The 24,831-nt window shown below is 61.9% G+C and carries 8 protein-coding genes; 5 read left to right on the plus strand and 3 right to left on the minus strand.

Annotated features, from left to right (window positions below; all coding sequences use genetic code 11):
• Nucleotides 1-7 precede the first annotated feature (7 nt).
• Nucleotides 8-7,789, minus strand: coding sequence for a non-ribosomal peptide synthetase (locus tag KZH41_RS17510; RefSeq protein ID WP_318654889.1), 7,782 nt, complete (start codon nucleotides 7,787-7,789; stop codon nucleotides 8-10).
• Nucleotides 7,790-7,792: 3 nt separating this feature from the next.
• Nucleotides 7,793-18,739, minus strand: coding sequence for a non-ribosomal peptide synthetase (locus KZH41_RS17515; protein ID WP_263273280.1), 10,947 nt, complete (start codon nucleotides 18,737-18,739; stop codon nucleotides 7,793-7,795).
• A gap of 209 nt (nucleotides 18,740-18,948) precedes the next feature.
• On the opposite strand from KZH41_RS17515, the gene KZH41_RS17520 reads away from it, so the two are divergent.
• Nucleotides 18,949-19,149, plus strand: coding sequence for a type II toxin-antitoxin system HicA family toxin (locus KZH41_RS17520; RefSeq protein WP_263273281.1), 201 nt, complete (start codon nucleotides 18,949-18,951; stop codon nucleotides 19,147-19,149).
• Between the two features lie 47 nt (nucleotides 19,150-19,196).
• A complete protein-coding gene (locus KZH41_RS17525) occupies nucleotides 19,197-19,562 on the plus strand; it encodes a type II toxin-antitoxin system HicB family antitoxin (protein ID WP_094952019.1) in 366 nt (121 codons plus the stop codon).
• A gap of 8 nt (nucleotides 19,563-19,570) precedes the next feature.
• On the opposite strand, the gene ispC is transcribed toward KZH41_RS17525, so the two are convergent.
• Entirely contained in the window at nucleotides 19,571-20,752 is a 1,182-nt protein-coding gene (gene ispC, locus KZH41_RS17530; protein ID WP_094952020.1) for a 1-deoxy-D-xylulose-5-phosphate reductoisomerase, read from the minus strand.
• Between the two features lie 283 nt (nucleotides 20,753-21,035).
• On the opposite strand from ispC, the gene KZH41_RS17535 reads away from it, so the two are divergent.
• From KZH41_RS17535 to ispH, 3 genes are read left to right on the plus strand one after another with little or no spacing between them, the layout of a single operon-like run.
• Complete coding sequence (locus tag KZH41_RS17535) at nucleotides 21,036-22,046, plus strand: terpene synthase family protein (RefSeq protein WP_263273282.1); 1,011 nt, start codon at nucleotides 21,036-21,038, stop codon at nucleotides 22,044-22,046.
• 28 nt (nucleotides 22,047-22,074) lie between these two features.
• The gene (gene dxs, locus KZH41_RS17540) at nucleotides 22,075-23,895 is read left to right on the plus strand and encodes a 1-deoxy-D-xylulose-5-phosphate synthase (protein WP_263273283.1); all 1,821 of its coding nucleotides are present in this window, start codon (nucleotides 22,075-22,077) and stop codon (nucleotides 23,893-23,895) included.
• Nucleotides 23,892-24,821, plus strand: a complete 930-nt coding sequence (gene ispH, locus KZH41_RS17545) for a 4-hydroxy-3-methylbut-2-enyl diphosphate reductase (RefSeq protein ID WP_263273284.1) — start codon at nucleotides 23,892-23,894, stop codon at nucleotides 24,819-24,821. The genes dxs and ispH overlap by 4 nt, the downstream gene beginning before the upstream one ends.
• Nucleotides 24,822-24,831 lie beyond the last annotated feature (10 nt).

The following is a 24,831-nucleotide window of genomic DNA, read 5'->3' on the forward strand; positions in this document are numbered from 1 at the left end:
ACGCCCCTCAGGAAATCAATTTATCCAAATCTTCTGCTGATAGACGTTTGAGGGCCTCCAAGGATTTAGCCAATGCGTCCTGCACCGGCGAATTATTTGTGTGTTGGGCTGCCACGTAGGCGCTGAAATCCGCCAGGGTCGGGGTGGTGAAGATCGATTTGACGTCGAATTCGGCGTGCAACTGCTCGCGCAGGCGCACCACCACCTGGGTGGCCAGCAGGGAATGCCCGCCCAGCTCGAAGAAGTTGTCATGCAGGCCGACCCGCTGTACCTCCAGCACCTCGGCCCATATCGCGGCGATCTGTTGTTCCAGTTCACTGCGCGGAGCTACGTATTCGCGCGCCTGCAAGTTGGCATCCGCCTTGGGCAGCGCCTTGCGGTCGAGCTTGCCATTGGGGCTCAGGGGCATCTGCTCCAGCAACATCCATTGCGCGGGCACCATATAGTCCGGCAGGTGCAGGGCCAGATGCGCGCTCAACACGTCCCGCCAATCGTCACCGGCGTTTTGCAGCACCAAGTAGCCCACCAGGTATTTGCCGTCGACCGCCAGCACCGCCGTTTCGCGGACCCAGTCATGCTCCAGCAGGCGCGCTTCGATTTCGCCCAACTCGATGCGCAGGCCACGCAGCTTGATTTGATGGTCGATACGCCCGGCGTACTCGATCACACCGTCGTCGCGATAACGCGCCAGGTCGCCGGTGCGGTACAGGCGTTCGCCTTTGATAAAGGGGTGGGCAATAAAGCGCTCGGCCGTCAACGCCGCACGACGGTGATAACCACGCGCCAGGCCAACGCCGCCCAGGTACAGCTCGCCCAACACGCCAACGGGGGCTGGCTCGAAATGGCTATCGAGGATGTAGCAACCCAGGTTGGCGATCGGACGGCCAATCGGCACCGCATCACGACCTTCATCGATGCAGGTCCAGTGGGTCACATCAATGGCAGCCTCGGTTGGGCCGTACAGGTTGTAGAGCCCGGCCTGAGGCAGCTTGGCAAAAACCTGTTGTTGCGCGTCAACGGGCAGCGCCTCGCCGCTGCACACAATACGGTGCAAGGTGTGGCACGTCGCAACGCTCGGGTCTTGCAGGAACGCCTGCAACATCGACGGCACAAAGTGCAGCGTGGTGATTTGCTCGGCATTGATCAGGCTGACCAGCTTGGCCGGATCACGGTGGTCCCCAGGCTGCGCAACCACCAGCCGCGCACCGGTCATCAGTGGCCAGAAAAATTCCCATACCGACACGTCGAAGCTGAACGGGGTCTTTTGCAGCACCGTGTCGCTGACGTCCAGAGCGTAGGCTTCCTGCATCCATTGCAGGCGGTTGGTCAGGGCCGAATGGCGGTTGCCGGCGCCTTTGGGCTGGCCGGTGGAGCCGGAGGTGTAGATCACGTAGGCCAGGTTTTCGCCGTCCAGCAGGATGCCTGGGTTCGCTTCGCTGTAGTTGTCAAAACCGGACTCGCCCAGCACCAAGGTTTCCAAGCCGTGTGGAATCGGTAATTGATCCAGCAGGTGCGCCTGGGTGAGCAGCAGCTTCACGCCGCTGTCTTCGAGCATGTAGGCCAGGCGCTCACGCGGATATTCCGGGTCCAGCGGCACATAGGCGCCACCGGCCTTGAGCACTGCGAGCAGGCCGACGACCATTTCGACGGAGCGCTCCACGGCCAGGCCCACCAGCACGTCCGGCCCCACACCGGTTTGCATCAGGCGATGAGCCAGGCGGTTGGCGCACCGGTTCAACTCGGCGTAGCTCAAGCGCTGCTCGGCAAACACCAGTGCTGGTGCGTGCGGCGTACGCGCAGCCTGCGCTTCAATCAGTTGGTGGACTGTTTGCTGCAACGGGTAATCGCGCGAGGTAGCGTTCCAATCCTGCACCACTTGCTGACGCTCAGCCACGTCCATCATCGCCAGATCACCCAGGCGTTGTTGCCCCTCCTCAAGCATGGCCTGCAGCAGGTTGACCAGGTGGCGGCCGTAACCTTGCACGGTATCTTCGTTGAAGTGCGCGCGGGCAAAGCTGAACTGCACCGACAGGGTTTCGCCCAGGTCCACCAGCACCGTCAGCGGGAAGTTAGTTTGCTCGTGGGCGTGAGGCGTGCCAAAGCGAATGCCGCTGCCGCCGCTTTGCTCCAGGGCCTTGGACACCGGGTAGTTTTCGAACACCAGGATGTTGTCGAACAAGGCTTCACCGCCCTGCCCGGCCCAGCGCTGAATGTCGTACAGGCCGGTGTGTTCATGCTCACGCAAGGCCAGGTTCTGCGCCTGCACTGCTTGCAACCAGTCCACCACCGATCGCTGCCCATCCACCGCGCAGATCACCGGCAAGGTGTTGATGAACAGACCGATTTGCTGCTCCACGCCCGCCAGATCCGCTGGCCGCCCGGACACGGTGGCGCCGAAGGCCACCACTGACTGCCCGCTGTGTCGCTGCAACAGGATCAGCCACGCCGCCTGGATCAGTGTATTGAGCGTGACCTTGTTGCCACGGGCAAACGCCTCAAGACGCGCGGTCAATGTGCGGTCGAAATCGAGGTAATGCTCGCCATGCCCGTGCACCGCCGTCGGTTGGCTGCTGCCCAGGCGGGTTGGGGTTTGCAGCGCGCTCAACTGCTCGCGCCAGAAGGTTTCGGTCGCATCAGCGTCACGCTGCTGCAGCCAGCCGATGTAATCGCGATAACGCCCGGCCGCCTCAGGCACCGCAACGCCGGCATAGCGTTGCAGCACTTCACCGAACAGCCGCGAATTGCTCCAGCCGTCCATCAGGATGTGGTGGTTGGTGTAGATCAATTCATGGCGCTGCTCATCGGTGCGCACCAGCACAAGGCGCACCAGCGGTGCCTTGTTCAGCTCAAACCCTTGGCGGCGCTGGGCTTGCTGCAAGCTGTGTAATTCCAGCTCGCGCTCCGGCATGGCACGCCAGTCCAGCGCCTGGATTGGCAACCGAGCCTCGCGGTACACCACTTGGCACGGCCACGCCAACTGCCCCTCCCACAAGAACCCGCTGCGCAGCACGTCATGGGCCTGCACGGTGGCGTCCCAGGCCTGCTGGAAACGCGCCACGTCCAAGCCCTCGACCGTCACGCGGATCTGGTTGATGTAATCACCTGCCGCCTGCTCATACAGCGTGTGGAACAACATGCCCTGCTGCATGGGCGACAAGGTGTAGATGTCTTCGATGGCATCGAAGGCCAGCGGTAACGATTCAAGCTGCGCCTGGTTCAAGCGCGATAACGGGAAATCGGAAGCGGTCACGCCGCTGTTGCCGGGGGTGCAGCAATGCTCTACCAGTGCGTTGAGTTCGCGGGTATAGGCCGCGCTCAGCGTTTCGATCACAGCGGGGTCGAACATCAACGGGCTGAAGGTCCAGCTCAGCTGCAACTCACCGCCGTACACCTGACCGTTGAGCGTCAACCAGTTGCCCAGCGGCGCATCCGGGCTTTGCTCGGCCCCCGCGCTTTCGGTCGCCGGAGCGAACAACGCGTCCGGCTGGTCAAAGCTGCCGTCGACCTGCCCCAGGTAGTTGAAGGTGATACGCGGCACCGGCAAGGCACTGAACGCCTCACGCGTGGCGGCATCACTGAGGTAACGCAAAGCGCCGAACCCCAGGCCTTTATCCGGCACGGCACGCAGTTGCTCCTTGATCTGCTTGATTGAGGACGCAAGCGTTTCGGCCGGTGTCAGGCGGACGGGAAACAGGCTGGTGAACCAACCCAGCGTGCGCGTCAGGTCGATGTCATCAAACAGGTCCTCGCGACCATGGCCTTCCAGCTGGATCAGGCTGCTTGCATGCCCGGTCCACTGACACATCACCCGCGTCAGGGCAGTGAGCAGCAGGTCGTTGATCTGTGTGCGGTAGGCCATCGGTGCCTGTTGCAACAGTTGCCGGGTGCGCTCGGCATCCAGTTGGCTGACCACGGTTTGGGCCAGTCGACCGGGACGCGCACCGTGCGGGTCACGGCAGGGCAAATCGGTGGCCGCGCCTTCAAGCTGTTGCAGCCAGAAGTCTTTCTCGGACGCAATCGCAGCGCTGCGGGCGTGGGCTTGCAGCCGCTCGGCCCAGGCCTTGAACGACGAGGTTTTGGCTGGCAGGTTTTGCTGGCGATACAAGGCTTGCAGGTCTTCAAGGAACACCCGCCAGGACACTCCGTCCACCACCAAGTGGTGCATGACCAACAACAGACGCTGGGAACCGTCAGCCAGGTCGGCGAGCACCGCACGCAGCAACGGCCCCTGTTGCAGGTCGAGGCTGCGTTGGGCTGTTTCGCACAGTTCAGTCAACTCGTCGGCATCCTTCACCGAGGCTTGCCACAGCACCTGCGTAACAGCTGCACCATGCTCGGCCTTCCAGCCCTGTGCGTGCTGACTGAAGCTCAAGCGCAGCACATCGTGGTGCACAACCAAACCCTGTAGGGCGGCTTCCAGGCGCTCGCCCTCAAGCACCTGGCGCGGCGTCAGCAGCAGGGACTGGTTCCAGTGATGACGATCCGGCAGCTGCATGTCGAAGAACAACTGCTGGAACGCCAGCATCGGCGTCTCACCCTGCACCGGGCCTTGGTCGATCACCTGGGCGGTCTGCAATTGCGCCACTCGCGCCAGACTGCGCACCGTCTGGTGCTGGAATAACGCTTTGGCAGTGAAATGAATACCGGCAGCCCGGGCGCGGCTGACCACCTGGATCGAGATGATCGAGTCGCCACCGCGCTCGAAGAAGTTGTCGTTCAAGCCCACGTGTTCGATACCCAGCACATCGGCCCAGATCGCAGCAATCTGCTGCTCAAGGGCGCTTTGCGGGGCTTCGTAATGCTGCGCGGTTTCGGGTTTGGGCAGCGCCTTGCGATCCAGCTTGCCGTTGGGGCTCAGGGGCATCTGCTCCAGCAACACCCATTGCGCGGGCACCATGTAGTCCGGCAGGTGCTCGGCCAGATGAGTCACCAGCACATCACGCCAATCGTCAGCGGCGTTTTGCAGCACCAGGTAGCCCACCAGGTATTTGCCGTCGAGCGCCAGCACTGCCGCTTCGCGGACCCCGTCGTGTTCCAGCAGGCGCGCTTCGATTTCGCCCAACTCGATGCGCAGGCCACGCAGTTTGACTTGATGGTCGACACGCCCGGCGTACTCGATCACGCCATTGTCGCGGTAACGCGCCAGGTCGCCGGTGCGATACAGGCGCTGGCCTTTGACAAAGGGATGGGCAATAAACCGCTCGGCCGTCAGCGCCGGACGACGGTGATAACCCCGCGCCAGGCCAATGCCACCCAGGTACAACTCACCGAGCACACCGACCGGCACCGGTTCGAAGTGGGCGTCGAGAATGTAGCAGCCCAGGTTCGCAATCGGGCGGCCGATTGGCACGGCCTCACGGCTTTCATCGACGCAGGTCCAGTGGGTCACGTCGATGGCGGCTTCGGTCGGGCCGTACAAATTATAGAGCCCGGCTTGCGGCAGTTTCGCGAAGACTTGCTGCTGCGCATCCATCGGCAACGCTTCGCCGCTGCACACGATGCGTTGCAGGCTCTGACAGGTCGATACGGCCGGGTCATGCAGGAATGCCTGCAGCATCGAGGGCACAAAGTGCAACGTGGTGATGTGCTCGGCCTTGATCAGACTGGCCAGCTTGGCCGGATCACGATGGTCCCCAGGCGCTGCGACGACCAAGCGCGCGCCGGTCATCAGGGGCCAGAAGAACTCCCACACCGACACATCAAAGCTGAACGGCGTCTTTTGCAGCACGCTGTCGCTGACGTCCAGGCCGTAGGCTTCCTGCATCCATTGCAAGCGGTTAAGCAGTGCCGAATGACGGTTGCCGGCGCCTTTGGGCTGGCCGGTGGAACCGGAGGTGTAGATCACGTAGGCGAGGTTTTCGCCGTGCAGCGCGATGCCAGGGTTTACATCGCTGTAGCTATCAAAACCAGACTCGCCCAGCACCAGGGTTTCCAAGCCCTGTGGAATCGGTAGCTGCGCGAGCAGATGAGCCTGGGTCAGCAGCAGCTTCACGCCGCTGTCCTCCAACATGTAAGCCAGGCGCTCGCGTGGGTATTCCGGGTCCAGCGGCACATACGCGCCACCGGCCTTGAGCACCGCGAGCAGGCCGACGACCATTTCGATGGAACGCTCCACGGCCAGCCCCACCAGCGCATCAGGACCGACGCCCGCCTCGATCAAACGATGAGCCAAGCGATTGGCGCGGCGGTTCAGCTCGGCATAACTGAGTGACACCTGATTAAAACGCAGCGCCGTTGCCTGCGGCTGCGCCAACACCTGCGCCTCGATCAACTGATGCACCCACTGGCCTTGCGGGTAGTCGCGCTCGGTGGCATTCCACTGGTAGACCAACTGTTGGCGCTCTGTGGCATCCAGCGTCGCCAGGTCCTGCAAGGCGGATGCAGGGTTGGCCTCCGCCGCGCGCAACAGGCTCAGCCAATGACCCATCATGCGCGCGGCGGTGGCCGCACCGAACAGGTCGGTGGCGTAGGTCAAGGATGCCCAGATACCGTCGCCGGTTTCCTGGGTGTCCAGGCTCAGGTCAAACTGAGCGCTCTGAGTGTCCAGCTCCAGGCTGGCCACACTCAGGCCCGGCAGTTGCGGCTCTGCGGTTTGGGTCTTGGCTTGGTGGTTGAACATCACCTGGAACAACGGGTTATGGCTCAGGCTGCGTTCGGGCTGCAGGGCCTCGACTAACTGTTCGAACGGCAAATCCTGATGGGCCTGGGCTTCCAGCGCGCGGCGCTTGGTGTGTTGCAGCAGTTGGGCGAAGGTCATCTGGCCATCGAGGTCGGCCTTGAGCACTTGGGTGTTGACGAAGAAGCCGATCAGCGATTCGGTCTCGACCCGATTGCGGTTGGCGATCGGCACACCGACGCGGATGTCCTGCTGCCCGCTATAGCGATACAAAAAAGCCTGGAACGACGCCAACAGCAGCATGAACATCGTCACGCCTTCGCGTTGGGCCAGCGCTTTGAGAGCGACGACCAAGGCCGGTTCCAAGGCAATGTCCTGACGTGCACCGAGGAAGCTTTGCTGCGCCGGGCGCGGGTGATCAAGCGGCAATTCCAGCACTGGCTGCGTACCGCTGAGCAATTCCCGCCAGTATTCCAATTGGCGCGCCTTCTCCCCTGCTTCCATCCAACGGCGCTGCCACAGCGCGTAGTCAGCGTACTGGATCGGCAGCGGCGCTAATGTGCAGGGCTGGCCTTGGCTGTAGGCGGCGTAGAGCTGCATCAGCTCCTGCACCATCACGCCCATCGACCAACCATCAGAAACGATATGGTGCTGCACCAGCACCAGCACATGCGCCTCTTCGTTCAAGGACAGCAAGCTGACGCGCAGCAACGGGCCGTGCCGCAAATCAAAAGGCCGGGCGATTTCAGCTTCGACGCGCGTCTTAAGCGCAGCTTCGTCGACCGAGCCTTCAACGATCTCGATCACCGCATGGGCCAGCACTTCCTGAGCACGCTGCTCGCCATCCAAGTGCAAACGCGTGCGCAAGCTTTCGTGACGCGCTACCAAGGTGTCGAAGCTGCGTTGCAGGGCGGCCTTGTCCAACCGCCCATTCAGGCGCAGGGCGCCGGGGACGTGATAGGCCGCGCTGTCCGGGTCCAGTTGCCACAGGAACCACTGGCGCTCCTGGGCATAAGACAACGGGGCGTGTTGGCCCGCTTCGCGAATCGAGGCGATCGGCAGCTGGGCGAAACTCATGCCCCGGCTTTGCAGGCGTTGGTAGAACTGCTGGCGCTGTTCCAGAGGCAGACGAAGAAAGCGCGAAACCAGATCGATATTAGGGTTGGAAAGCATGGTTCAAATCGCCTCTAGTTCGCTCAAAAAGTCACGAAAATCATCAAAATCTTCCGCGCTACCGGCGCGGAAGGTGGCAGCGGCCTGGGCATAAGCTCGCAACGTTTCGGTCTGGAACACTTCCACCAACGGCACCTCCAGCCCCAGCTCGGCTTGCACCCGCGACGTGATCTGGATCGCCAGCAGGGAATGGCCGCCAACCTCGAAGAAGTTATCGTCAAGGCCTACCCGCGGCAGGTGCAGAATCTCGGCCCAGATCGCGGCGATTTGCTGCTCCAGCTCGGTTTCGGGCGCTACGTAATGCTGCTGCATCAAGCTCGCGTCCGGCTCGGGCAAGCCCTTTCGGTCGAGTTTGCCGTTGGGGGTGAGTGGCATCTGTGCCAGGAACATGAAGTGGGTCGGCACCATGTAGTCCGGCAAACGGGTTTTCAGGGCACGGCGCAGGCTGTCGCGGAACTCGGTTTCGTTGACGTGGGCGATTGCCGGCACCACATACGCAACCAGTTGTTTGCCACTCGGGTTTTCCTGGGCCACAACCACGGTTTCACCGACGCTGTCCTGCTCACGCAGGCGCGCTTCGATCTCGCCCAGTTCGATACGGAAGCCGCGAATTTTTACTTGATGGTCGACACGGCCGAGGTAATCCACCACGCCATCCGCACGGCCACGAGTCAGGTCGCCGCTGCGATACACACGACTGCCGGGCTTGCCGAACGGGTCCGGCACAAAACGCTCGGCGGTGAGGGCCGGGCGCTCCAGATAACCACGGGCCACGCCCTCTCCGCCCAGGTACAACTCGCCGGCCACGCCAATCGGTTGCAGGTTGAGTTGTGCGTCCAGCACATAGCCGCTGCGGTTGCCCAGCAGTGTGCCGATGGGTGCGTAAACGGCGCCGCATGGGTCGCCTCGACGGGCTTTCCATAGCAGTGGCGTGACCACGGTTTCGGTCGGGCCGTAGCCGTTGAACAGGTAAGTCGGTTTCAGCGCGCGCCATGCCAGGTCGTAACTGGCTTGAGCGACGGCATCGCCGCCAAAGCAGTAAACGCGTACCGCCGGTGGGTTACCGTCGCGTTCGGCATGCTCAGCCAACTGTTGCAGGTACACCGGCGGGAACACGGCCATCGTTACGTTGTGACGGTGCATTTGTGCGTAGGTGTATTCCGGCAGCCACAGGCTGTCATCGCGGATCAAGACGCTGGCGCCATTGATCAGCGGGTGCATCCAGCCTTCGTGGGAACCGTCGAAGGCGAAGGACATAAAGTGCAGTTCGCAATCGGCCGGGCTGGTTTCGTAGCGCTCGCCGGTGGCGATGATGTGCGCCACCAACGGGCCGTGGGAAACGGCCACGCCCTTCGGCATGCCGGTGGAGCCGGAGGTGTAAATCACATAGGCGAGGTTGTCGCCGTCCAGGTCGACTTGCGGCGCGGTGTCGCTGTAACCGCTCCACTCCTCTGTTCGGTCAATGGCCAAGGTAGCCAGGCCATCGGCGATCGGCAGTTGCTGCAAGGCGCTGGTGTGGGTCAGCAGCAGTTTGGCGCGGCTGTCTTGCATCATGTACAGCAGGCGATCACGCGGGTATTCAATGTCCAGCGGCACGTAGACGCCACCGGCTTTGAGCACGGCGAGAAACGCCACCATGATTTCGGCACTGCGCGGCATGGCAATCGCCACGCGCACTTCCGGGCCGACACCACGGGCGATCAGCGCGTGAGCCAGGCGATTGGCTTGGCGGTCCAATTCACCGTACGTCAGGGTCTGCGCATCGAATTTAACCGCCACGGCATCCGGGTTTTCCCGTGCACGATCAGCGAACAACTCATGCACCAGGCGCTCGGCCGAGAAGCCCGAGTCAGTGCGATTCCACAGCTGCAGAATGTGCTGCTGCTCGTCATAGTCCAGCAGCTTCAGTTGGGCAACGGTTTGCTGCTGATCAGCAACCATCGCCTGCAACAGGTTCTGCCAATGGCGCGCCATGCGCTCGATGGTCGCAGGCTCGAACAAGTCGGTGGCATAGCTTAACGAGGCGCGCAGCTGTTCCTGGGACTCTTCGACATCCAGGGTCAGGTCGAACTGCGCGACCGTCTCGTCCCAACTGATCGGGCTCATCTGCAACTGCGCAAGGCGCTGCAAATGCTGACTGGCCAGGCTGATGTTGTGATTGAACGCGACCTGGAACAACGGGCTCAGGCTCAGGCTACGCTCGGGTTGCAGAGCTTCTACCAGTTGCTCGAACGGCAGGTCCTGATGCGCCTGCGCTTGCAGCGCGCGCTGCTTGACCTGGGCCAACAGCTTGGTAACAGTGAGGTGCCCATCGAGGTCGGCCTTGAGCACTTGAGTGTTGACAAAAAAGCCGATCAGGCGCTCGGTCTCGACCCGATTGCGGTTGGCAATCGGCACACCGACGCGGATGTCCTGTTGGCCGCTGTAGCGATGCAGCAAGACCTGATAAGACGCCAGCAACAGCATGAACAGCGTCACACCTTCACGCTGGGCCAGGGCTTTGAGCTCGCCCAGCAACGGCGCGGGCAGCGCAATATTCAAGCGTGCACCGCGATGTGTCGGCACCGCCGGGCGTTGATGATCGAACGGCAGCTCCAGTACCGGCTGCTCGCCACCGAGCGTTTCACGCCAATAATCGAGTTGACGCGCCTTCTCCCCCGCGTCCATCCAACTGCGCTGCCACGCAGCGTAGTCGGCATACTGGATCGGCAGCGCCGGCAGTTGCAACAACTGGCCCTGGCTGTGCGCCTGGTAGAGCTGCACCAGTTCGTCGACCATCACCTGCATCGACCAACCATCGGAGATAATGTGGTGCTGCACCAGCACCAACACGTGCTCATCTTCGGCCAGGCGCAACAGGCTGACACGCATCAACGGGCCTTGGCGCAAATCAAACGGCTCGGCGATCTGCGCTTGCACCTGGGCTTTGAGAGAGGCCTCAACGGACTCGATCAAGACCAGCTCGATGCGCGCCTGCGGGCTGATCACTTGTACGGTACGCCCGGCCTCTTGTTGCAGATGGGTGCGCAAGCTTTCATGGCGCGCCACCAGCGTATCGAAGGCACGCTGCAACGCGGCCTTATCCAGAACCCCCTTAAGGCGCAGCACGCTGGGCACATGATAGGCAGCGCTGGCGGGGTCCAGCTGCCAGAGAAACCACTGGCGCTCTTGGGCGTAGGACAGTGCGAGCGGTTGCCCACGCTCCACCGCGACCAAAGGTTGCGAGGTTTGCACCTGCAACGCTGCGCACGCCGTCGCAAACCCTTGCAACGTCGGGTGTTCAAAGAGCGCCCGCAGGGGCACTTCGAGGCGCAGTTCATGCCGCACGCGGGAAACCACCTGGGTGGCCAACAACGAATGCCCGCCCAGCTCGAAGAAATGATCCGTGAGGCCCACCTGCTCGACCTGCAACACCGCCTGCCAGATCACCGCCAACTGCACTTGCAGCGGGGTTTGTGGCGCTACATAGGCGTGTTGACGCACACTCAGGTCAGGCCCCGGCAGCGCACGGCGGTCAAGCTTGCCGTTGTTGTTCAGCGGCAAGGCGTCAAGCACCAGCCAGTGCGCGGGCACCATGTAGTCCGGCAGCGACTGGCGCAAGGTTGCCGCCAGGGCTTGCCCGTCCAGGGTTTGACCGTGGGCGGGCACCACATAGGCGACCAATTGCATGCCCACCGCACTCGGCTGGGCGATGACGGCGGCTTCACGCACCGCCGGCAAGGCTTGCAGGCAGGCCTCGATCTCGCCCATTTCGATGCGGTAGCCGCGAATTTTGACCTGATGGTCGATACGACCGACGTACTCCAGCACCCCCGCCGCGTTGTAACGGGCCAAGTCGCCGCTGCGGTACAGCCGCGCACCCGGCTCGCTGGAGAACGGGTCGGGCAGGAAGCGCTCGGCGGTCAAGGCCGGGCGGTCGAAATAACGCTGGGCCAGACCCGCCTCGGCGCCGATGCATAGCTCACCGACGCCGTCGGTGGCCAGCAGCTCGAAACCGCTGTCGAGCACATACAGCGAGCGGCCAGCGATGGCCCGCCCGATCGGCACACCGAACGCATCACTGGCATCCGCCAGTTGGCAGTCGTGCACGCTGGACACCACCGTCGCCTCGGTCGGCCCATAAGTATTGACCAGTCTTACGCCGCCCAGCCCGGCGGTATGCCAGGCACGCACGCCTTCCACCGACATGGCCTCGCCGCCCACATGCACTTGGCGCAGGTTACCCAAGCTGCGGCGGTCGGCCGCGCACTCCTTGGCCAACAAATACCAGTAAGCGGCGGGCAAGTCGGCCAGGGTCACGTCTTGCTCGACGATCTCGCGCGCCAGTTGCCCGGCGTCCCACAGCTCATCGCCACGCATGATCAAGGCAGCACCCACGCACAGCGGCGGGTAGCACTGCTCCACAAAGCCGTCAAAGCTGAAGGTGGCAAATTGCAGCACGCGGTCTTCGGCACACAGGCGGCTATACGCCTCGGCGCTGTCACAGAACTGACCGAGGGCGGCATGGTCGATGGCCACGCCTTTGGGCAGGCCGGTGGAGCCGGAGGTGTAGATCACATACGCCAGGTCGGCGGCCGCCGCATGGCTGGGTGGATTGGTTGCCGGGTAGCTGTCCAGTTCTTCACCGCAGGCGCTGAAATCCACGCGGATCAACCCTTGCGGCAGCGGTAGATCGGCGAGCAACCCGGTTTCGCTGAGCAGCAGGTCCAGGCGACTGTCCGCGAGCATGTAGGCCAGGCGCTCGGCTGGGTATTTCGGGTCCAGCGGCACATAGGCAGCGCCGCTTTTGAGCACCGCCAGCAGGCTGACGATCAACTGCGGGCCACGCCGACTGGCCAGGCCGACGCGCTGGCCCGGCCCTGCGCCGAGCGCCAGCAAGCGGTGGGCCAGGCGGTTGGCGCGCTGATTGAGCTGGGCGTAGCTCAGGCGCTCACTGCCCGCCTGTACCGCCAGCGCGTCAGGCGTAGCATGGGCCTGGGCAGCGATGCGCTCGTGCACACGCTGATGACGCGGCGCAGCACCAACGGATTGGCTGAGGCTGAGTACTTGGTGCTGCGCGGCGGCGTCCAGCAGTTGCAGGTTGCCCAGTGCCACACCCGCATCCGCCACCAGCTGCGTCAACAGGTGACGCAGGTTAGCGCCCAGTTGCGTGACCTGTTGCTCGCTGAAGTGGGCACGGTCGTAGCTGAATTCCAGACGCAGGCTGGCGCCCAACTCAACGCCCAGGGTCAGCGGGTAGTGAGTGCGTTCGTGGTTGTGCATCCGGCCGAAGGTCAGGCCGGCGGGCGCGCCTTGCTTCAACGCTTCGGCCACCGGGAAGTTTTCGAACACCAGCAAGGTGTCGAACAACGCACCTTGTTGACCGGCCCACGCCTGGATGTCGTAGAGCGGCACGTGTTCATGGTCGCGCAAGCTCAGGTTCAGGGCTTGCAGCTCACCGAGCCAAGCGCTGGCCGACTGAGCGGGTGAGGCCGCACTGATGATCGGCAAAGTGTTGATGAACAAGCCCAGTTGCTGCTCGATCCCCGGCAATGGCGCCGAACGCCCGGCAACGGTGGCGCCGAACGCCACGCAATCCTGGCCGGTGTAGCGTTGCAGCAAGAGGCCCCAGGCGGCTTGCAGCACGGTATTGAGCGTGATTTTTTGTTGGCGGGCAAACTCGCCAAGCGCGTGGGTAAAGCCGTCGTCCAGTGTCACTTGATGGTCAGCCATGCCCACGCCGTCGACCGGCGCACGCAGTGCTTGGGCCAGCAACGTTGGCGCTTGCAACGGCGCCATGGCCGCTTTCCAGAACGCCTCTCCCGAAGGTTGCTGTTGCAGCCAGCCCAGGTAATCGCGGAACTGCCCCAGCGGCGCCTCCAAGGCCTGGCCTGCATAGTGGGCAATCACTTCGCCGAGCAACTGCGCATTACTCCAGCCATCCATGAGGATGTGGTGGCTGGTGAAGATGAAGTGCCAGGCAGACCCGACGCCGCGCACCAGCATCAGACGAAACAGCGGTGCGGCATTCAATTCAAAGCCGCGTGAGCGCTCGGCATCGGCAAGGGCATCAAGGTCGGCATTCACGTCTTCGATCACCTGCAACTGCACGTCGACCTGACGCTTGATCACCTGATGAGCACTGTCCAGGCCCAGCCAGTGGAAGCTGCTACGCAAGATGTCATGGCGGTCCAGCGCCGCTTGCCAGGCACGGCCAAAGGTCAGCAGGTCCAGGCCTTCAATGTCCAGGCGCAGCTGGTTGATATAGGCCTGGGCCTCGGGTTCGTACAAGGTGTGAAACAGCATGCCCTGTTGCATCGGCGACAGCGGGTAGAGGTCGGCGATGTCCGGCCCGGCCACGGGCAGTGCATCCAGCTGCTGCTGGGTCAGGCATGCCAGCGGGAAGTCCGATGGTGTCACCTGCCCAGCAGGCGTTGTGCAGCAATGCTCGATCAAGGCCTTGAGTTCCGTGGCGTAGTCATCGGCCAGGCGCTGAATAGTGGCGGCGTTGAACATCTCGCGGCTGAAGCCCCATTGCAGCGACAGCTCACCGCCATACACCTGCCCTTCCACCGTCAGCCAGTTGGCCAACGGCGCTTCCGGGTCCTGGGCCTGGCCACTGCCTTGCGCGGCGGGCACGAACAACGCCGACTCGTTGAACTGGCGGTCGAACTGCCCCAGGTAGTTGAAGGTGATACGTGGCGCAGCCAAGCCGGCCAGGGTTTCGCGCGATTTCGGGTTGCCCAGGTAGCGCAGCAGGCCGTAGCCCAGGCCTTTATCCGGGACGGCGCGCAGTTGTTCTTTGACGGATTTGATCGCGTCCGACAGCTCGCCCTGGGCCTGCAAACGTACCGGAAACAGGCTGGTGAACCAGCCGACCGTGCGGCTCAGATCGATGGTGTCGAACAGGTCTTCGCGACCATGCCCTTCCAGTTGAATCAAAGCCGCGTGGCCGCTCCAACGGCTGATTACTCGCGTCAGCGCCGTCAGCAGCAGGTCGTTGACCTGGGTGCGATAGGCCGCCGGGGCGTCTTGCAGCAGTTGGCGGGTGAGCTCCGCATCGAGGCGGGTTTCGAGCTGGGTGCCCAGGCGGTTTTGCAGGCCGCCCTGAGGGTTGTCGCACGGCAGGTCGGCGTCGCTGGACTGTGCTTGCCAAAAGGCTAATTGATCATCAAGGGTTTGCGCGTGGGCCTGCAGTTGCTGCGCCCATTGCTGGTAGCTGCTGGTCTTGGCCGGCAATGCGGCTTCTCGATAAGCCTGTTGCAGGTCTTCCAGCAGGATGCGCCAGGACACGCCGTCGACCACCAAGTGATGGACCACCAGCAGCAGGCGCTGGGTGCCATCGGCCATCTGCACTAACGCTGCACGCAACAATGGGCCTTGCTGCAGGTCCAGGCTGCGCTGGACTTCATCGCACAACCCGGCCAATTGCGTGTCATCGCTTGCAGAGGATTGCCATAGCGCCGGCTCGTTGACGGGCGCGCCGTGGGCTTGCTGCCAGGTGTCGCCCTGCTGCACAAAACGCAGGCGCAACACGTCGTGGTGGTTGATCAGTTGCGTCAGCGCCGCTTCCAGGCGTGCAGGCTCCAGCGCCTCACGCGGCGTCAGCAGCAGCGACTGGTTCCAATGCTGACGTGCCGGGATTGCCTGGGCGAAAAAGCTTTGCTGCACGGGCGTCAGGATCACGTCACCGGTCACCGGGCCTTGATCGATAACGGCCGCCTGTTCAAACGCGGCCACCAGCGCCAGGCTACGCACGCTTTGGTACTGGAACAGGTCGCGCGGGCTGAGGCGAATGCCTGCCTGGCGCGCGCGGCTGACCACCTGGATGGAGATGATCGAATCGCCGCCCAGCTCGAAGAAGTTGTCGTCCAGACCGACTGGGGCGACGCCGAGCACGTCACTCCAGATCGCCGCCAGGGCCTTTTGCAATTCGCTGGAAGGCGCAACAAAGGCGTGTTGCGGCGCCGCATCTGGCACCGGCAATGCCTTGCGGTCGAGCTTGCCGTTGGCGGTCACTGGCAGTTTGGCCAAGTGCACCATATGGGTCGGCACCATGTATTCCGGCAGACTGCTGAGCAGCCACGCCTTGAGGTCGGTCGGCGCTTCGCCTTCGAGCACCAGGTACGCGACCAACTGCTTGCCACCCTGCACCAGCACCACCGCCTCGCGCACTGAAGGATGTTGCATCAGGCGCGTTTCGATTTCGCCCAATTCGATACGCAGGCCTCGCAGCTTCACTTGATGGTCGAGACGGCCAAGGTATTCGATCACGCCATCGGCGCGCTGGCAGACGCGGTCGCCGGTACGATAGAGGCGCTCGCCGTGGATAAACGGGCTGGGTACAAAACGCTCGGCCGTCAGCGCGGGGCGACGGTGGTAGCTGCGCGCCAGGCCGGTGCCGCCCAGGTACAGCTCGCCGGCAACACCGGCTGGCACCGGGTTGAGTTGGGCGTCGAGTACGTAGGTGGCAAGGTTGGCGATCGGACGGCCGATGGGCACGCTGTCGGCGCCTTCGTCGACGCAAGTCCAGTGGGTCACGTCGATGGCAGCTTCGGTCGGGCCATAGAGGTTGAACAAACCCGCCGTTGGCAGCTTCGCGAACACCTGCAGTTGCGCGTCCAGTGGCAAGGCTTCACCGCTGCACACGATGCGCTTGAGGCTGGCACAGGCTTGCACGCCCGGCTCATGGATAAACGCCTGCAGCATCGACGGCACGAAGTGCAAGGTGGTGATGGCGTGGCGGCCAATGGTTTCGATCAGGCGGGCCGGCTCGCGGTGCTCCCCAGGCGCCGCGACCACCAAGCGGGCGCCGGTCATCAGCGGCCAAAAGAATTCCCATACCGACACGTCAAAACTGAACGGAGTTTTCTGCAGGACCGCATCGCTGGCGTCTAAACCATAGGCCTGTTGCATCCAGCACAAACGGTTGACCAACGCGCGATGGCTGTTGCCGGCACCCTTGGGTTTGCCGGTGGAGCCGGAGGTGTAGATCACGTAAGCCAAGTTCAGCGCCTGGATAGCCACGGCCGGCGATTCGCTGCTGTAGCCGTCGAGCCAACCGGGCGCCTGATCCAAGGCGATCACCTGGACGTTTTCAGTCGGCAGTGACGCCAGCAGGCGCTGCTGACTGAGCAGCAGCGCGATGCCGCTGTCTTCGATCATGTAGGCCAGGCGTTCCTGGGGATACTCTGGGTCCAACGGCACGTAGGCGCCGCCGGCCTTGAGGACCGCGAGCAGGCCTACCACCATTTCGATGGATCGCTCGACACACACGCCCACCAGCACGTCCGGGCCCACGCCCTGCTCGCGCAAGGCGTGCGCCAGTTGGTTGGCGCGGGCATTGAGTTGGGCGTAGGTCAAGGTGGTTGCGCCACACACCAAGGCCGGCGCGTCCGGCGTGCACTGCACTTGGTCTTCGATCAGTTGGTGGATGCCGCGCTCGGTCGGATAGGCTTCGCCGGTCTGGTTCCACGCATGGATCAGCACGTGTTGCTCCTCGGCCGCCAGCATCGGCAACTCACCAATGCGCTGTTCGCCATCGGCCACCATGGCCTGCAACAGGCTGATCCAGTGCTGGGCCATGCGCGCAATAGACGGCGCATCGAACAGGTCATTGGCATAGGTCAGCGCGGCATGCAGGGTGCCGGATTTCTCGAAGGTGTCGAGGGTCAGGTCGAATTGGGTGGTACGGCTTTGCCACTCAACCAGTGACAGTTCGAGGCCGGAGGCGGTGCTGACCGAAGCGATATCGGCCACTACCGGCTGGTGGTTGTACATCACTTGGAACAGCGGCGTGTGGCTAAGGCTACGCTCGACGTTCAGCGCTTCCACCAGACGCTCGAACGGCAACTCCTGATGGTCCTGGGCGCCCAGCGCGTGTTCCTTGATGCCTTGCAGCAGCTCGGCAACGCGGGTCTGCCCGGTCAGTTCGGTGCGCAGTACCTGGGTGTTGACGAAGAAGCCGATCAGCCCTTCAACTTCACTGCGGTTACGGTTGGCGATGGGCACGCCGACGCGGATATCGCCCTGCCCGGTGTAACGGTGCAGCAGCACATTGAAGGCGCCCAACAGCAGCATGAACAGGGTGACGTTGTGCTGTTGCGCACAGCTGCGCAGTTGCGCGGCCAGGCTCGGATCAATGGCGAAATTATGGCGAGTGCCTTGGTAGCTGGGCATGGCCGGGCGCGAGCGATCCGTCGGCAATTCCAATACCGGATGCTCATCGCCCAGGCGCGCCTGCCAGTACTCCAGCTGACGCGCCTGTTCGCCCGCTTCCAGCCAGCGGCGCTGCCACAGGGCGTAATCGCTGTACTGGATCGGCAGCGTCGGCAATTGCGGCGCCTCGTTGCGCTCGTGGGCGTCGTAGCAGCGGATGAACTCGTCGATCAGCACGTTCATCGACCAACCGTCGGAGACGATGTGGTGCAGGGTCAGCAGCAGCACGTGCTCCTGCGCGTCGAGCTTGAGCAATTGCACGCGCAGCAGCGGGCCGTGTTCAAGGTCGAACGCCAGCAGCGATTGACGCGTCGCAGCTTGGTTGACGGCCAGCTCCCGCTCAGCGGCGGCCAAGGCACTCAAGTCCAGGTGCTCGACGGCCAGCGACGGTTCTAGCGCAACCTGGGTCAGGCGCTCATCGGCCTGACGCTGGAACACTGTGCGCAAAGTTTCATGCCGAGCTACCAGGCTGGCGAAGGCTTGCTCCAGCGCACGCAGGCTGAGCGCCCCCTTGAGCCGCACGGCGCCGGGCAGGTTGTAGGCGCCGCTGGCCGGGTCCAATTGCCACAGAAACCACATGCGCTGCTGGGCGTAGGACAACGCTTGGCGATCCTGCGCCTCAACCCCTGCCGGAATCGGAAACCGGGAAAAATCCACGCCTTCTTTCTGCAGGGCCTGCAGGAACACTTGGCGTTTTTCCAGAGGCAACCCGATAAACCGGCGAGCAAGTTTCAAGGAGTCTTCAGCATTCATTTCTTGGAGTCCGGAGCAATAGGCAGGAAGCACAAAGGCACGTCGTCCCTATAAAACGAACCGGACGGGGAAAAATTAGCGGGGGATGAATGGCTTGGAGCGAGGCGTCATCAAGGGTTACATCAATTTTCAGGAAAGACACTCCAAGCCGAGCTAGCATTGACGAACACCACTTTTGCAACTACATTTAGTTACACGCAGGGAACGCCGTGTCCAAAAATGAAAAGCTGCTCGCCAAACTGCTCAATGAGCACATGGCCTTTACTTGGCCAGAGCTCGTAACGCTGCTGCATCGTCTTGGCTACACACAGATTGAAGGGGCTGGAAGCCGGGTCAAATTCGACATCGGCGACCCCAGTGCAATGATCACCTTGCACAGGCCTCACCCCGGCAACGAACTGAAACATTAAATTCGGCGCCAGATCATCGAACAATTGAAATCAGGAGAACTGATTCAGTGAACAACCAACTGAAACACAACGGCTACATCGGCTCTATCGAAGCCAGCCTCGAAGACAATTGCCTGTTTGGCAAAGTGCTGTTTATCAAGGCGCTGGTCAGCTATGAGGGTAAAACGGTCGCAGAGCTGGACGCGGCCTTTCGTGAGGCGGTAGACGACTATCTCGCTACATGCCACACCCTTGGGCAGACACCGGAGAAGCCGTGCAAGGGTTCATTCAACGTGCGGGTCGGCCATGACCTGCATCTGGCTGCGGCCCTGGCGGCGGCCCGTAAGAAAGTGACGCTCAATGACCTGACACGCCAGGCGCTGGATGAGTTTTTGCAACATCACAGCGCGGATGCCTACCCTGCGGTTGGCTGATGCCTGGCCTAAACCGTCGCTGCGCAGATCTTCACCTGCGCTCGCGCCAATCGACGTGCCTGGTGATCCAGGTCAAGGATGGCCTCAAGGCCGGAGTGGTTCGGTAGGTCAATATGCTGCAGCGCCTGCTCTACCACCTGCGAAATTTGGGTAAACCGAATACGTCGCCCCAGAAATGCCTCGACTGCCACCTCGTTAGCGGCATTCAAGGCGGCACTGGCCCGGGCCCCGTCGGCCAATACCTGCATTGCCAGGCCCAGACAAGGAAAACGTCCCACGTCGGGGTGTTCAAACGTCAACCCGCCAAAGCTCGTCAAGTCCAGTGGTGCGACGCCCGACTCAATCCGCTGTGGATACGCCAGGGCGTGGGCCACAGGCATGCGCATGTCGGGGTTGCCCAGTTGCGCCATCACCGACTGATCACGAAATACCACCATGGAATGCACCACGCTTTGCGGATGGATGAGGGCTTCGATGCGCTCGGCAGGCAGGTTGAATAACCAATGGGCCTCAATGATCTCCAACCCCTTGTTCATCATGGTTGCGCAATCCACGGAGATCTTACGGCCCATGGACCAATTGGGATGAGCACAGGCTTGCTCAGGGGTTACTTCGCCCAAGCTGTCCAAGGGTCTGTTCTTGAATGGGCCACCGGAGGCCGTGAGTATCAGGCGATTTACCCCTTCGAATGAACCCTGGCAACCTTGCAGGCACTGAAAGATCGCATTGTGCTCACTGTCGAGAGGGATTACGGTTGCGCCGGCGTCGGCGGCCGTCCGAATAAATAAAGCCCCCGATATGACCAGCGCCTCCTTGTTGGCCAAGAGGATTTTCTTGCCCGCCTGCGCGGCACTCAAGGTCGGCAACAAACCCGCGGCACCCACAATAGCCGCCACCACCGTGTCGATTTGAGGCTCTCGCGCGGCGCTACACAGCGCATCGACACCACATAACACCTCAGTGCGCAGGCCCGCCGCCAGCAAATGAGCCTGCAACTCAATGGCGTGTTGCGGTTCGCTGACCACCGCTATCGCGGGTTGAAAGCGCAAACATTGCTGGTACAGCTTGTCCATACGCGTATGGGCGGTAAGCCCATGTACCACTAATGTCTCGGGGTGACGCGCGACTACATCCAGAACACTGTCGCCGACCGACCCGGTTGAACCGAGAACGAGCAGGCGTTGCACCATGGTCTTGCCATCCTTTTTGGTCATTCGTGCCAAGCAATACTAGGCGCCCCTCACTGTTTTACAACGGCACATACATACCGACTTGCGATTAACCAAATGCCCTTTACTTCTAGGGTGGTGCCTATCGCCTTTCCCAAACACTTCAATTCCAAATCAAACTAACCGACAGGTTGTTTTTTGCGCCACAGCGTCTAAGTTATATAACTTCTACCTACTACTTTTTTGCGCTTCTATCCTTGGTCCGCAGTACCGTCCAATGGCGTAGACACTTCGGAGTCTTGCTATGAACGAATCGCTGTCCCTTCCCGTCTTCTCTTTTAAGTGGCCTGATGCCTGTTCGCCGCATGCGCAAATGGTAGAAAACCATGTCATCGAGTGGGTCGAGAAACACCAACTGATGCCCAACAGCAACCTTCGCGCCCACACAGTCAGGTGCCGTTACGGTTGGCTGGCAGCGCGCTGTTACCCCACCGCCCCACTCGAACTACTGAACACCATCGCCGACTACATCGCCTGGCTGTTTCTGGTAGACGATTTGTTCTTCGACTGCGCGCAGGTCCCATCACCCCGCACCGTGGCCCATATCACCGCGATTATCGACGTACTTGACCTGAACACTGCCCAACGGCAGCCCGAATTCGGCGAGCGCGCCCTGCTGGATATCTGCCAACGGTTGAGAAGACACCTGGACGCGGAGCGCTTTGCCCACTTCGCCAATGGTTCACGCATGATTTATGGCGGCGTCGCACTGCAGATCCTGGCACATATAAATAGTGAACCCGTGACGCTGCGCCAGTACCGCTGTCTCCGGCGGCATGGCAGCGGCATGATTCCCGCGATGGCCCTGGTCGACGCCGCCAGCCCCGTACCTCTGGAAGGCGAAGTGCGATTTTCTGCCGAGATCGAACAACTCGAAGACAGTACCAATACCATCGTCAGTTTGACCAATGACATTTTTAGCTTGAGCACTGAACTCAAACAAACTGGACTGCATGAAAACATGGTCACTCTGCTGGCGGGTCAAGGCCATACATTGCAAGAAGGTATTGATATAACTGCGGATAAGATACGCACTGAAATAAACAACTTCACTCAACATTCAAACCAACTTCTTGTCAACGCGAGCCCCGCCCTCAAGTACTACATTGACGGCTTGAGGCATTGGATAAGCGGCCATCAACGTTGGTTGGAGATCGATACCTCTCGTTATCGCGCAGCGCTTTTCGACAGTGATGCAGACCAGCGCTCGATGGCCCATGCCATTCAATGTGCGCACAGCGTGACGACGTCCTGAAGCCTCGTACCGCTGAGGAAATCCTGCCATGTTCGAACTCCTCGACACCGTCGACAGCCCTTCGCGCCTAAGGGCCTTGCAGTCCGCCGCCCTAGGGCCGCTGGCTGATGAACTACGGGGCTTTATTCTGCAAAGCGTGAGCGCTACAGGGGGCCATCTTTCGGCCAACTTGGGCAGCGTAGAACTGACCATTGCCCTGCATTACGTGTTCAACACTCCGGATGACCGAATTATCTGGGATGTCGGGCATCAGTCCTATGCCCACAAGATCCTTACCGGACGCCGCAAGGAGATGGGCGGGATTCGCCAATTTGGCGGAATTTCGGGGTTTGCGCGCCGTTGTGAGTCCTGTTATGACTGCTTCGGCACAGCGCATGCCAGCACCTCGATCTCGGCCGCGCTGGGTATGGCCCTCGCGGCTCGCACCCTCAGGCAGTCGCGCCACTGCATTGCAGTGATCGGCGACGGCGCCCTGAGCGGCGGCATGGCCTTTGAAGCGCTGAACAATGCGGGCGTATTCCGCGACCTGCCGTTCCTGGTGATTCTCAACGATAACGACATGTCGATCTCGCCCTCGGTGGGCAGGCTGCGCGAACACCTGGGCGCCCTGACCGCAGACCGCAATGGCGACCACGACGCCGGCCTGTTCAAGGCGCTGGGCCTTGCGTACAACGGCCCCATCGACGGGCATAACCTCGATGAACTGGTGACCGCCCTGCGTGAACTGAAAACCCGCCGTGGGCCGCAGTTGCTGCATATCGTCACCGAAAAAGGCCATGGCTATGGCCCGGCAGCCACTGACCCGGTGCTCTATCACGGGCCGGGTAAGTTCGACCCGATAGAGGGGATTCACCCTGCGGCTGCGGGTGCGCTCACCTATACGCAGGTATTTGGCCAGTGGCTGGCGGATGAAGCCGAGCGTAACCCGCGAGTGGTGGTGATCACCCCGGCCATGCGCGAAGGCTCAGGCCTGGTCGCATTCGAACGACGTTTTGCCGAGCGCTACTTCGATGTTGGAATCGCCGAGCAACATGCGCTGACCTTCGCCGCCGGGCTGGCCGCCGAAGGTCTGAAACCAGTGGTGGCGATCTACTCGACGTTCCTGCAGCGCGGTTATGACCAACTGATCCATGACATCGCCCTGCAGCAACTGCCTGTGGTGTTTGCCATTGATCGCGCTGGCATCGTGGGGGCCGATGGTGCCACCCACATGGGCGCCTTCGATATCGCGTATTTGCGCTGCATCCCTCATCTCACCATCATGGCGCCGGCCGACGAGCAGGAATGCCGGCAGATGCTGCACACCGCAGTACAACAACCGGGCCCGTGCGCGGTGCGTTATCCTCGAGGCTCGGGCAGCGGTATCTCACCTTCACCCGAGCTGACCGAACTACCGATGGGTAAAGGCGAGATCCGCCGCGCCTGCACCCAGGCCTACGGGAAACGCATCGCGATCCTGGCCTTTGGCTCAATGACGCAACAAGCGTTGGAAGCTGCAGAGTTGCTCGACGCTACGGTGGCTAACATGCGTTTTATCAAACCCCTGGACCGTGACTTGATCCAGACGCTGGCGCGCGAACATGATTGGCTGGTGACCGTCGAAGAAGGCTGCATCATGGGGGGTGCAGAGTCGGCCTGCCTGGAGTGCCTGGCCAGCCAGAATATACGCCCTCCACTGCTGCAACTGGGGTTGCCCGACCACTTTATCGAACATGGTACGCCCGAGCAGCTGTTGAGCCATTACGGCCTGGACGCCCTCGGTATCGCGCATTCGATACACCGGTTCGCCCATGAACAACAGCTGGGGTACCCGTCGCCCTGCGACACACTGGCGAGTGCACAAGCATGAACATTATCCTGGCCCAACCGCGAGGTTTCTGTGCCGGCGTCGTGCGCGCCATCGATACGGTCGAGCAGGCCTTGGAGCAATTCGGCGCACCGGTCTACGTACGCCACGAAATCGTGCACAACCGCCATGTGGTTCAGACACTGCGGGACCAAGGTGCCGTTTTTGTCGACGAACTGGAGCGCGTGCCGGTCGGTGCCCTGACCATTTTCAGCGCACACGGGGTGGCGCGTGAAGTGGAACGCCAGGCGTTAGAGCGTCAACTTCAAGTGGTCGATGCTACGTGCCCGCTGGTGACCAAGGTGCATAACCACGCCCGCCAATACGCCGCGAAAGGTTATCAATTGATCCTGATCGGCGAACCCGGGCACCCGGAAGTCATCGGCATCCTTGGCCAGGTAGACGCGCCAATCACCTTGATTCAGACCGTCGAACAGGTCCGGGCCCTGGATTTTCCTGCCGATACCCTACTGGCCTACCTCACCCAGACCACGCTGAGCGTGGATGATACCCGCACCGTAGTCAAAACCCTGACGCAACGCTATCCCAACATTATCGGGCCCGACGCCCGCGATATTTGCTATGCGGTGCAGAACCGCCAACAGGCCGTACGTGAGCTCTGCGCCCAAGTGGATGTGCTGCTGGTAGTCGGCAACGCCAACAGCGCAAACGCCACAACCTTGTGCAAGCAGGCTAACGACAGCGGCACGGCCAGCTACCTTGTGAGCGACGGCAGTGAGGTGGATACCCGATGGTTTACACCAGAAATGAGCGTTGGGATCAGCGCAGGCGCTTCAACCCCGGAGGTCTCGGTACAGGACGTGATCGCTGCCCTGGCACGGTTTGCCCCGCTGCACATCCAGACCTTGCCAGGGCGCGAAGAGCATGCGCAGTTTCGCCTGCCTCCCGGACTGATTGCCCGGCAATAAGCCAGAGGAG

Source organism: Pseudomonas sp. YeP6b, assembly GCF_025642995.1.
In the GTDB taxonomy this organism is placed as follows: Bacteria; Pseudomonadota; Gammaproteobacteria; order Pseudomonadales; family Pseudomonadaceae; genus Aquipseudomonas.

Bases quoted from the DNA above. Each gene is read 5' to 3' on its own strand.
- KZH41_RS17510 (WP_318654889.1), bottom strand. From the start codon at position 7,789: ATGCTTTCCAACCCTAATATCGATCTGGTTTCGCGCTTTCTTCGTCTG.
- KZH41_RS17515 (WP_263273280.1), bottom strand. From the start codon at position 18,739: ATGAATGCTGAAGACTCCTTGAAACTTGCTCGCCGGTTTATCGGGTTG.
- ispC (WP_094952020.1), bottom strand. From the start codon at position 20,752: ATGGTGCAACGCCTGCTCGTTCTCGGTTCAACCGGGTCGGTCGGCGAC.
- KZH41_RS17535 (WP_263273282.1), top strand. From the start codon at position 21,036: ATGAACGAATCGCTGTCCCTTCCCGTCTTCTCTTTTAAGTGGCCTGAT.
- dxs (WP_263273283.1), top strand. From the start codon at position 22,075: ATGTTCGAACTCCTCGACACCGTCGACAGCCCTTCGCGCCTAAGGGCC.
- ispH (WP_263273284.1), top strand. From the start codon at position 23,892: ATGAACATTATCCTGGCCCAACCGCGAGGTTTCTGTGCCGGCGTCGTG.